8 protein-coding genes, 1 tRNA gene and 1 pseudogene are annotated in these 10831 nt (G+C 61.6%); 5 read left to right on the top strand and 5 right to left on the bottom strand.

What is annotated here, in order from left to right; all coding sequences use genetic code 11:
* Positions 1 to 106, top strand: a pseudogene (locus Q0072_RS18985) (IS5/IS1182 family transposase); the annotation flags it as partial.
* Here Q0072_RS18985 and Q0072_RS18980 read toward each other — a convergent pair.
* Positions 93 to 518 (bottom strand): DUF805 domain-containing protein, encoded by a 426-nt coding sequence (locus tag Q0072_RS18980; RefSeq protein WP_298333111.1) that lies wholly within the window; start codon positions 516 to 518, stop codon positions 93 to 95. The pseudogene Q0072_RS18985 and the gene Q0072_RS18980 sit on opposite strands and share 14 nt — an antisense overlap.
* 75 nt (positions 519 to 593) lie before the next feature.
* Positions 594 to 1337 (bottom strand): SIMPL domain-containing protein, encoded by a 744-nt coding sequence (locus Q0072_RS18975; RefSeq protein ID WP_298333110.1) that lies wholly within the window; start codon positions 1335 to 1337, stop codon positions 594 to 596.
* A gap of 252 nt (positions 1338 to 1589) precedes the next feature.
* On the opposite strand from Q0072_RS18975, the gene Q0072_RS18970 reads away from it, so the two are divergent.
* From Q0072_RS18970 to Q0072_RS18955, 4 genes are all read left to right on the top strand, one after another.
* Positions 1590 to 1665: transfer RNA gene (locus Q0072_RS18970), tRNA-Ile, on the top strand.
* A gap of 509 nt (positions 1666 to 2174) precedes the next feature.
* Positions 2175 to 2411, top strand: a complete 237-nt coding sequence (locus tag Q0072_RS18965) for a hypothetical protein (protein ID WP_298333109.1) — start codon at positions 2175 to 2177, stop codon at positions 2409 to 2411.
* A 3-nt stretch (positions 2412 to 2414) separates the two neighbouring features.
* Positions 2415 to 4595, top strand: coding sequence for a DUF4982 domain-containing protein (locus Q0072_RS18960; protein ID WP_298333108.1), 2181 nt, complete (start codon positions 2415 to 2417; stop codon positions 4593 to 4595).
* An 89-nt stretch (positions 4596 to 4684) separates the two neighbouring features.
* Positions 4685 to 6955, top strand: coding sequence for a glycoside hydrolase family 3 C-terminal domain-containing protein (locus Q0072_RS18955; protein WP_298333107.1), 2271 nt, complete (start codon positions 4685 to 4687; stop codon positions 6953 to 6955).
* Positions 6956 to 7170: 215 nt separating this feature from the next.
* On the opposite strand, the gene Q0072_RS18950 is transcribed toward Q0072_RS18955, so the two are convergent.
* The 3 genes from Q0072_RS18950 to Q0072_RS18940 form a co-directional block, all read right to left on the bottom strand.
* A complete protein-coding gene (locus Q0072_RS18950) occupies positions 7171 to 9555 on the bottom strand; it encodes an ABC transporter permease (RefSeq protein WP_298333106.1) in 2385 nt (794 codons plus the stop codon).
* Positions 9552 to 10238, bottom strand: a complete 687-nt coding sequence (locus Q0072_RS18945; RefSeq protein ID WP_298333105.1) for an ABC transporter ATP-binding protein — start codon at positions 10236 to 10238, stop codon at positions 9552 to 9554. The genes Q0072_RS18950 and Q0072_RS18945 overlap by 4 nt, the downstream gene beginning before the upstream one ends.
* Positions 10239 to 10243: 5 nt before the next feature.
* Positions 10244 to 10831, bottom strand: a 588-nt coding sequence (locus tag Q0072_RS18940; protein WP_298333104.1) for a HAMP domain-containing sensor histidine kinase, incomplete at its 5' end; no start/stop codon positions are given.

Raw genomic sequence — 10831 nt, 5'->3', positions numbered from 1 at the left:
GCTCAAGCAGTTCAGGGGAATTGCCACACGATACGACAAAAATCCCCTTAACTTCCTTGCCGCTGTCAAGATTGTAGCCTCTCGCATCTGGATCAAAGCGTTATGAGTCTACGGCCTAACCAGAAGCCCATTTGTGAGGCGATTTTTATCGTGCTGTTTATTTGCTGATACTCAGGGTTCACGCCGGTGCCACTCTCTGGAACAATGGGCACCACAAAAGGTATGGCCATGAAAACAACAGAAATGAGCCAGGGCAGAAGAAAGAACAGGGCTGGCCATGTCGGCGCGTTCATGTCCTTCAACCTGCGAACTGACAAAGCAAAGGCGGGCCACACCAATAAAAGACCCGGCAACCCTGCCAGAACAAGAGCGTAGCCATATGTAGGCAGACTGAGGTTTCTAAACATCGGCACAATGAGAGTGGAAATCGCAAACACAATTAGCGACGTCGATACCATAAACAGCGCATAGGGCAGGCGCGCGGTACGCCCTTTGGTGGACAGAAGAAAACGCCACATAAAAAATCCCCCCGGTGGTTGTGACAGGTAACCTATCACTCACCGGGGGGATTTGTCATGCGTTCAGAGTAAGGCCTATTCCAGCACAAACTCGGCATTGAGCGTCATGGCGGTCGAAACCTCGCCGCCGGCAATGGCGGTATCGGACTCGGCCTTCATGGCCATGGCGCGGACCATCGGCATGGGCGGCGGCGCAGACATGGCGGCGTTTTCGTTCAGCGATTTGATCCGCGTCACCGTCTTGCCCAGCGATTTGGCATACAGCTCGGCGCGCGCCATCAGGGTCTTGGTCGCTTCGATGCGGGCCTTGTCCTCGGCAGCAGACGGGTCTTTCAGACCGAAGGAGATGCCGTCGATCTGGTTGATACCGGCCTTGACCACCGCGTCGATGGCCCCGCCCAGCTTTTTGACCTCTTCGACGCGCACGCTGATGCGATTGCTGGCCTGATAGCCGCGCAAGGTCGGCGTGCCACCGTTTTGCGGGTAGTCATAGACGGCGTTGAGGCTGAGGCCGGTCGTCTGCACGTTCTTGTCGGCAATGCCCTGCGCCTTCACGGCGGCAAAGACGCTGTTCATCTTCTGGGCGTTGAGCTTCATGGCCTCTTCGGCGGTCTTCGCCTCGGTGACCACGCCAAAGGTGATGAAGGCGACGTCCGGCGTCGAGCGCACCTCTGCCGTTTCCGACAGGGTGAGCAAGGTGCCCATTTGATGAAGCGCCATGTGTTCCGCCCTGGGCGCATCAGGGGTTTGGGCCATCACCGGCGCGGCGGCGGTCATCAGGGCGAGGGCAGCTGCGGAAACCGCGAACATCCGTTTCATAGGTGTCTCTCTTCTTTCAAAATCTGTCTGGCGGCTCAGCATGGGTCTTGATGACCCTGACAGGACCGTCACGGGGCGGAGAATGCCCCGCCTGTGTGTCAATAATCCATGTGCGCGTGTGAATGACGCATGAACCGAACTGACGATCTGGCGTCAGCTTTGTTGCTGCCGCGTCTGCATGTTGAAAATACCGGCAGAGGGCTTTAAATCGAGGCGGGAGCGTGTTAGGCACGCAACCCCTGCCTTTGGTAAGGGCGTGTAGCTCAATGGTTAGAGCCGACCGCTCATAACGGTCTGGTTGGGGGTTCGAGTCCCTCCGCGCCTACCAACCCCCTAAAGACGTCGTTATTGCCGCCGTGCCGCCGCCTTGCGGGAGGAGAAGCATTTCCTTCTCAGCCCCCGGCTTTAGCCAGACGAGGCCCCGTCAGTTTGCGCAGGCCATGGGATGATTTGCCCTCGGTCAGAGCCACCAGATTCACCCCAATCGTTCGTCATAATTCGGAATATCTACCCGCAAACCGTGGCCTCGGCGGAAGCTCAAACCTGTGCCCGATGTGATGTGCCTGAACGTGAAATTTACTCAGGCAGTTGCACACGCCGCCTAGCAGTCTCGCATCTAAGAGGCCATTCAATGTGAATTTAGTAATATAGTCAGACAAATATTGCTTGCGTCGAGGGCGGCGCCGTTGCTAGCATAGAGCCCGGTTGATGGGCACCTGCGGCCCTGCGTCGTCAGGGCCGGGTTGTCGGGTAGAGTGCGAAACGCCGTTCGGGCGCGTCTTAGCCCGGAGAGATCAGGCGGGCCTGTGTCGTATCAAAAAGCTGAAAGAGGGCAGGGTGTTACTGAAAAAGACGTATCAGGCGGCTGCGTTCGCGGCGGTGTTGAGTGCCACGCTGTCGTGTCAGGCCCAGGCGATTGAAAAGGACATCTCGCAGGGGTGGCGTTTTCATGCGGGGGATACGCCCAATGGCGCGCAAACCGATACGCCCGATAGCCAGTGGAAAACGGTCGCCGTGCCACACGACTGGGCCATCATGGACAGGGCGGATGGGCAGCCGCCGTTTGAGGCATAGGCTGTGGCTGGGCAGGATTCGGGCTATCTGCCGGGCGGGGTTGGCTGGTACAGGCGGCATATCCGGCTGGAGGCCTCGGAGGCGCAAAAGGTCGTGCGTCTGACCTTTGAAGCGATCTATATGGATGCCGAACTCTGGCTCAATGGCGAGCCTGTTGCGCGTCACCCCTATGGCTACACGGCCTTTACGCTCGATCTTACGGGTAAGCTGCGCACGGGCGACAATGTGATTGCCGTGCGCGTCGATCATAAGGACCCGTCGTCGCGTTGGTACGCCGGGTCGGGCATTATCCGGCCTGTGAGGCTGGAACTTCTCGACTGCGTCCATATCGTGCCGGACAGCGTGTTTGTCACCACGCCACAGGTCTCTGCGCGAACGGCCACGGTCTCGGTGCAGTCGCGTGTCTCTGACTGTGCCACCTCAAAGGGCGCGGTAGAGAGGGTGTGGACCCTGCGCGACCCGACCGGAAAGGTCGTGGCGCAAGCGACGCGCAAGGGAACCGCTGACGTCCGGGATCAGAGCCTGAACGTGGCCACGCCCCGCCTGTGGTCGCCCGAAACGCCCCACCTCTATACGCTGGTGCAGGCCCTGAAAGTGAATGGCGTCACCGTGGACGAAAGGCGCACGCGCTTCGGCATCCGCAACGTGACGATGGATGCGGTCAATGGGCTGCGGATCAATGGCAAGTCCTACAAGCTGAAGGGCGGCAATATCCACCACGACAACTACATGCTGGGGGCCGCCGGTTTCCCTGACGCCGACCGGCGCAAGGTCGCCCTGATGAAGGCCGCAGGCTATAATGCCATCCGCAGCGCCCATAATCCGGCCAGTCAGGCCACGCTTGACGCCGCGGACGAATTGGGGATGCTGGTCATCAATGAGGCTTTCGACAGCTGGAACCGGTCCAAGCGCGATCAGGACTATGCACGCTTCTTTGCCGACAACTGGCGCTCGGATATCGACAGTCTGGTCCTCAGCGGGCGCAACCACCCCAGTGTCATCCTGTGGAGCATCGGCAACGAAATTCCGGAGCAGGGCACGCCTCTGGGGGTGGAGACGGGTAAGGCGCTGGTTGCCCGTATCCGCGCCCTCGATCCGTCGCGCGCAGTGACGCAAGGGGTGAATGCCGACCCGCCCTTTAGCGATGCGCAATTCGCCGTGCTGGACGTGGCGGGCTACAATTATCGCGTCAACCGCTTCGACCCCGATCATAAGGCCTTCCCGGATCGTGTAATGTACACCTCGGAATCGACGCCCAAGGACGCCTTTGACTACTGGCGCGCGGTGGAAACGAAGCCCTGGGTCATCGGTGACTTCGTGTGGACCGCGGTGGACTATCTGGGGGAAACGGGTATCGGCTGGATGGGCTACAGTCAGGACTGGCAAAAGCTGGGGCCCTATCCGTGGCATCTGGCCTATTGCGGTGAAATCGACGCCACGGGTCGCAAGCGGCCGGCCGCCTATTACCGCGAAGTGCTGTGGAAGACGGGTAACACTCCGGTGTCGATGTTTGTGCGTCAGCCGGAGGGCACCGAAGACCTGCCCGACCGGCATTATTTCCCGACCACGCCGCCGCATCTCGACTGGTCTCTGGAAGACATCCACCCCAACTGGACGTGGCCCGGTCAGGAGGGCAAGCCGCTGGAGGTCGTCGTTTTTTCAGAATTGCCAGAGGTCGAACTGTTCCTCAATGGCCGCAGTCTGGGGCGCAAGGCCGTGTCGGTCGAGACGCAATACCGCGCCAGCTTCAGGGTAAGATACGCACCGGGGCGGCTGGTGGCCGTCGGGTATCGTAACGGGCGCAAGGCGGCGCAATGGGAACTGCGCACCTCCGACACGCCGGTGCAGGCGAAGGTGGTGGCGGAGCGCCGCCAACTGCGGGCCAATGGTCAGGATCTGGCCTATGTGACGGTCGAGCTGTTCGATGCGCAGGGGACGCCGGTTTACACGCAGGCTGCGGATCGTCAGGTCACGGTGCGCGTGTCGGGTGCGGGGACGCTGGCCGGTTTCGGCAACGGCAATCCCCGCGACGCCAGCAGCCTTCAGTCGGGCATACGCCACACCTTCCACGGGCGCGCCGTCGCCGTGGTGCGTGCGGGAACCGGGGCCGGTCCGGTCTGGCTCGACGTTCAGGTCGAAGGCCTTGCGCCGCAGCGGGTCGCGCTGGAAACGGTGACGCCCTGAGCTACGCGCCTTTCCCGATTCATTGGACGCCCATTTTTAACGCGTGTGTCGCCGGTTGTGCGACCCGCCTTTCATAAAGAAGGTTTTTCATGTCTCTTCACCCTCTTCGCACCGCGCTTTTACTGAGCGCCTCGCTTCTCGCGGCATCACCCCTGATGGTCGTGCCTCAAAACGCATATGCCGAGGCGGTTGCCCCGTGGATGGACCGGACGCTGAGCACCGATCAGCGCGTCGCCCTGTTGCTGGCGCAGATGACGGCGGAGGAAAAGCGGCTTCTGGTTTTCGGCTACGCCTCCGGCGATCAACTGACCCAGATCGACCCTTCCGTCATTCCGGGCCTCAACACCAGGGAAGTCGTGGCGAACGTCATACCGGGATCGGCGGGCTATATTCCAGGCATCCCGCGTCTGGGGATACCGGCACAGTTTCAGACCGATGCCTCGATGGGGGTGCGCAATCACCTTATGCCACGCACCTCCCTGCCGTCCTCTCTGGCAACGGCCGCCTCGTGGGACCCGCAGGTTACCGAGGCCGGCGGCCGCATGATTGGCACTGAGGCGCGCCTGTCGGGTTTCAACATCATGCTGGCCGGTGGCATCAATCTGCTGCGGGAACCGCGCAACGGGCGTAATTTTGAATATACGGGGGAAGACCCCTTGCTGGCGGCCGAGATGGGGGCGGGTCTGATCCGGGGCGTGCAATCCGTTCACGTCGTTTCGACCGTCAAGCATTTCTCGATCAATGCGCAGGAGACGGGCCGCACCACCCTGAGCGCGCAAATCTCGGAGCCGGCCCTGCGCATGAGCGATAATCTGGCCTTTGAGCTGGCTATTGAGCGCTCCAGTCCGGGCTCGGTCATGTGCTCTTACAACAAGATCAACGATGTCCATGCCTGTGAGAACGAGTCCCAACTGACGGATACGCTCAAGCGGGACTGGGGCTACAAAGGCTACGTTATGTCCGACTGGGGGGCCGTGCATTCAACGGTACAGGCGGCCAATGCCGGTCTGGATCAGCAATCCGGCTTCCCCTTCGACAAGCAGGCCTATTTCGGGGAGGGGCTGAAGAGGGCGCTTTTGGATGGTTCGGTTCCGGCCAGCCGTCTGGATGACATGGCCCGGCGCATCCTGTGGGCCCTGATTGACAAGGGGGTGATGGACAACCCGGTCGTCAGGGGCGAGATCGACTTCGAAGCCCACCACAGGATCGCGCAAACCGCCGCCGAAGAGTCGCTGGTGCTTTTGAAAAACGACAAGGCCCTGTTGCCCCTGTCGGGTCAGAAGCGCATTCTGCTGGTCGGTTCCTACGCGGACAAGGGCGTGCTGGCCGGTGGTGGCTCCTCCAGCGTCTCACCCGTAGGCGGTAATGCGGTGCCGGGTCTTGAGCCCAAAGGCTGGCCGGGGCCGGTGGTCTGGCAGCCCTCGTCACCGCTCAAGGCCTTACAAGCACGCCTGCCGAAATCGCGGATCAGCTATCTTTCCGGGGACGATCTGAACGCGGCGGCCCGCGCGGCGCGGTCGGCCGATGTGGTGATTGTGTTCGTCCATCAGTGGGCGGGCGAAGGCTTTGACGTCTCTCTCGATCTGAACGGTCAGCAGGATGAACTGGTGCGCGCGGTGGCCAAGGCCAATCCCGACACCGTCGTCGTTGTCGAAAGCGGCGGTCCCGTCTTCATGCCGTGGAAGGACGAGGTGCGCGCCATTCTGAGCGCCTTCTATCCCGGTGCGCGCGGCGGTGAGGCGATCGCCCGCGTCCTGAGCGGTGAGGTCAATCCGTCGGGGCACCTGCCCCTGACCTTCCCAGCCTCGGAGGCGCAATTTGTGCATCCGGCTCTGCCGGGCGGCGACCTGCCGCCCAATTCCAGCTTCACCGTGCGGTACACGGAAGGCGCGGCGGTGGGCTATAAGTGGTTTGATCTGAAAGGCTACACGCCGCTCTTTGCCTTCGGGCAGGGGCTCAGCTACACGACCTTCCGCATGGACGGGCTCAAGGCTCGGGCGGTCGCGGGGGCCGGGGAGCGGCTGGCGATTGACTTCACGCTCTCCAATACGGGTGCGCGCGAAGGCAAGGCGGTGGGGCAGGTCTATGTGGCGGCCCCGAAAAGCGCCGGCTGGGAGGCGCCGCGTCGTCTGGTCGGGTTCCGCAAGCTGTCCCTGTCGAAAGGGCAGTCGCAGACGGTCAGCCTCACGGTCGATCCGCGGCTTCTGGCCGTCTTTGACGAGGCCACATCGGAATGGGTGATCGCGCCGGGAACCTATGAGGTGCAACTGGGGGCGGCGTCGGATGATATTCTCACACGGGTCAATGTCACCCTTGCGGCCCGGCGGTTTGCCGCGCGTCACGTAAAGACAGTGCCGTAGAGTCGAATGTTTTAGAGGGGGATGATTTTTGATGGAATCGTTCGGTTTCAGAAACCACAGATTGCACAGATTGCACAGATTATCCGTGCTTGTGTCACACGCACAGGCGCGTAGCGTCTATCTGTGAAATCTGTGGTTTAAACCCTTTCAATGCATGGTGCCAGGTTACCTATGAGAGGTCGATATGGGCTTGGATCATCCGGCTTCGATCTGATCTAGTCATCCTGACGCAGAAGGGATGTCCCGACGCTGCGGTTTGACCATACGGCGTGCAGAAGGATAGCCCCTCCGGCGCAGGCACTGGTCGCCAGACTGGCCAGCACAAAGGGCAGGGGCGTCAGGGGCACATGCGCCGCGAACGTCCCCAGCCACTTTTGCAGGACGAACCCGGCCAGCGGCCAGGCGGCGATATTGGCGATCAGCAGGGGCAGCCAGAAGGGTCTGAGGCGCTGCCTCAGAAGATCGCCGAAATGCGCCCCCAAAGCCTTACGGATCGCCAGTTCCCGGCTCTGATGGCGGGTCAGGAAGACGCACAGCCCCATCAGCCCCAGAGCCGAGAGGACAATGGCGGCGGCGGCGACAAGGCGGCTGACGGCCACCTGCTGATACAGATCGTGATATTGCGAGGTCAGATAGTCCCGAAACGCTTGCCGGGCAATGGGTTCGGTCCCGCCAGTGTGACGCAGCCACACCTGATCAATCTGTCTCAGGGTTTCAGCCTCGCCCTGCGGTTTGACGCGGATGCTGAAATGCGTGAAAAACCGGTCGAAGCCGTCAAACATCATGGGGGGGACGGCATAATGAACGGTAGAAAAGCGGATATCCGGCACCACACCGATAATACGTGACCGCATATGCGTGCGGTCGGTTTCGTATTCGAGCGTTTGCCCCAGCGCCTTCTGAGCGGACGCGAAGCCGAGGGCGCGCACAGCGGTCTCATTGATAAGGACGTCTCTGGGCGCAATAATCTCGGAAAACGTACCGCCCAAGCCGCGTCCGGCGCTTAGCTTAATGCCATAAACGTCGAAAAAGTCAGGCGAAACCGAGTTTCGGGTAAAGGACAGAACCCGTCCGTCCTTGCCCTTCACCAGAGCGGGCCGCACAAAATTGGAGGTCGGGGCTCCGAAGGCTTCAGCCACACCGGCCACCCCGTCCATCTGCTCGATTTCGTTAAGAAAAGCCCTGTTTATCCAAGGGTTGTCATTGCGAGGCACGATGTACAGATGATCTCCGTCAAACCCCGGCGCGTTGTAAAGGGCATAGTCCCATTGCCGCGAGACGACCTGTGCGGCGATCAGCAGGCTGATGACCAGCGTAAACTGTGTGATGATCCATCCCTGCCACCTTTGCGGCGGCCGTGTCCGCATCCTGGCCCGGCGCACCGCCGAAGGGGCGGTGACGATAATCGCCGGCAGCAGGGCCGACAGCACGGCAAGCGCAGTGGTGATCAGGGCCATAATCGCTATCAGGCTTAGCGGGGAGGTCCACAGCTTCAGGTCCAGATTAAGGCTATGGTTCAGATAGGGCAAAAGGCGCTCGGTCAGGGCCAGTGCCACCAGAAGGCTGATCAGGTGCACGATCAGACTTTCGCGCAGGACGGTGGCCAGAAGCTGCGCCCGACCGGCCCCCAGTGCCGACAACAAAGCCATTTCGGCCCCGCGCTCATCGGTTTCCGCCAGCACAAGCCCCGCATAGTTGGCGCAGGCAATCGACAGGATAACCGCGGCAACCAGCGACAGGGCCGCAAGCGTATCCACGTGTCCGCGCGCCTTCATCTGAAGGTCACCGCGTTCGTGCAGGTGCAGGTCTTTGAGGGCAATCAGTTCGTAACTGACGGGGATGTTGTTTGGTCCCTGCCAGTTCTGGTGTGTGAGCCGGCTGAGGGTTGGAGCCACCGTCTCCGGTCGGACGCCGGGGGCCATCTTCACATAGGTATAGCAGATACCCCACAGATAGCTGGGGTTGGCGTCATGCAGCGACAGCACGCTGTAGGCAGAGTGCCCGGAAACGAAAAGTTCGCGGTCCAGATGCGTATTGGACGGAAAATCCTTCAGTATCGCCGTGACACGCAGACGCTGGTTGTCCCGCGTGGTCAGGGTGCGGCCGAGCGCGTTCTGATCCCCGAAATAGGCTCTGGCCATGCGCTGAGTCAGCACGACGCTGCCCGGCTCGCTCAGCGCGGTCTTCAGGTCTCCGGCGACGGCGGGCAGGTCAAGGACCTCGAACAGGTTGGAGTCGGCCCAGAAAAAACGCTCGCGTGCGATGCGACGCGGCGTCGAAAAAGCCCATTCAACGGGCAGGAGACGCGCCACCTGCCGGGCTTCGGGAATATCCGACCGCATCCAGCGGGCCACGCCAGCGGGGGTGATGTCGCTGGGCACCAGAGGCTTGTTTTCCAGCCCGTACAGGGCCGACACCAGATAGACGCGGTCGGAATCGCCGATAAAGCGATCAAAACTCAATTCGCTGCGGATAAACAGGCCGACGATCAGGGTCAGGGTCAGCGCGAGGCCCGTTCCGGCGATCATCAGGGCATAGACGCCCCAGCGCCGCGTCACGCTGCGCAACACATAACCGAAGTCGCGTTGGGCCTGCCTCATGCCAGACGTCGGGTTGAAAGATGAATGCGGCCATCGTGCATTTCAACCACCCGTCCGGCGCGGTCGGCCTGACGGGGGGCGTGCGTCACGATGACCAGCGTGGTGCCGCGGCTGTTGAGTTCCGCCAGAATACCCAGAACCTGAGCGGCGTTTTGGGAGTCCAGACTGCCCGTCGGTTCGTCGGCCAGCACGATCTGCGGGTCGCCCACGATGGCGCGGGCAATGGCGCAGCGCTGCTGCTGCCCGCCTGACAATTCGCGCGGCAGATGGTCGGCCCGGTGCGCCAGACCGACCTTGTCCATGGCGCTCAGTATCCGTTCGTTTTCGTTTTTCAGATGATCACGCCGATAGCGCAGCCCCAGCCGGATGTTTTCAAACACCGTCAGGTGGTCGATCAGGTTGAAGTTCTGGAAGACGAAGCCGATGCGCGAGGCCCGCAACTGGGCCCGTTCACGCCCCGACATCTCGGCGACGGATTGGCCGTCAAAGCGATATTCGCCCTGACTGGGGCTTTCCAGCGTGCCGATAATATTGAGCAGGGTGGATTTTCCGCTGCCCGAAGGCCCGACAATGGCGACAAACTCACCCGCCTCAATGTCCAGACTGACGCCGCGCAGGGCATTCACCGGCCGCGCATTTTCGGCATAGGTATGATGGATGTGGGAGAGCTGGATCAGCGGCATGCGGTCTATCCGGTGACCGGGAAGGTGAAGGCAAATACGGTAGAGGCGGACGGCTCATCGAGCAAACCGAGATTGCCGCCGTGCGCCAGCGCGATCTGACGGGCCAGGTTGAGGCCCGTACCGGACCCGTGCGGCTTTGTGGTGGTGAAGGTCATGAACAGTCCGGCCCGCACGCTTTCGGCAATGCCTTCGCCATTGTCCGCGATGCGAATGACCACATCGTGAGGCGTGTGGGAGACCTGAAGACTGACCTGACGCGCACCGGCATTGGACTCGGTGGCTTCGACGGCATTGGTGATGATATTGATCAGGGCCTGACCGACCTGCGCCTCATCCAGTGCCACCCAGGGCACGCCCGCCTCGATCTCAAGGTCAAAGCGGATGCCGGCCATGGCGGGATTGCGCGTGAAAAAACTGAGCACATCCTCGACCAGACGGCCGGGATGCACCGGCTGCAACTGCGGCGCGGGTAAGCGCGCCAGCGCGCGATAGGCGTCGATAAAGCGGGTCAGGCTGGCCGAACGGCGCGACAGGGTGGTGAGGGCGTCGCGCGCGTGGTCGGCGGCTTCGCCTGACATCGGGCTGAGATAGTC

It is taken from the genome of Asticcacaulis sp. (genome assembly GCF_027484505.1).
Taxonomy (GTDB): domain Bacteria; phylum Pseudomonadota; class Alphaproteobacteria; order Caulobacterales; family Caulobacteraceae; genus Asticcacaulis.
The sequence above is the reverse complement of the archived record's forward strand: the minus strand, read 5'-3'. Positions and strand labels throughout refer to the sequence as shown.

Coding starts and splice junctions, on each gene's coding strand:
- Q0072_RS18980 (WP_298333111.1), bottom strand. CDS start 518: ATGTGGCGTTTTCTTCTGTCCACCAAAGGGCGTACCGCGCGCCTGCCC.
- Q0072_RS18945 (WP_298333105.1), bottom strand. CDS start 10,238: ATGCCGCTGATCCAGCTCTCCCACATCCATCATACCTATGCCGAAAAT.
- Q0072_RS18950 (WP_298333106.1), bottom strand. CDS start 9,555: ATGAGGCAGGCCCAACGCGACTTCGGTTATGTGTTGCGCAGCGTGACG.
- Q0072_RS18975 (WP_298333110.1), bottom strand. CDS start 1,337: ATGAAACGGATGTTCGCGGTTTCCGCAGCTGCCCTCGCCCTGATGACC.
- Q0072_RS18955 (WP_298333107.1), top strand. CDS start 4,685: ATGTCTCTTCACCCTCTTCGCACCGCGCTTTTACTGAGCGCCTCGCTT.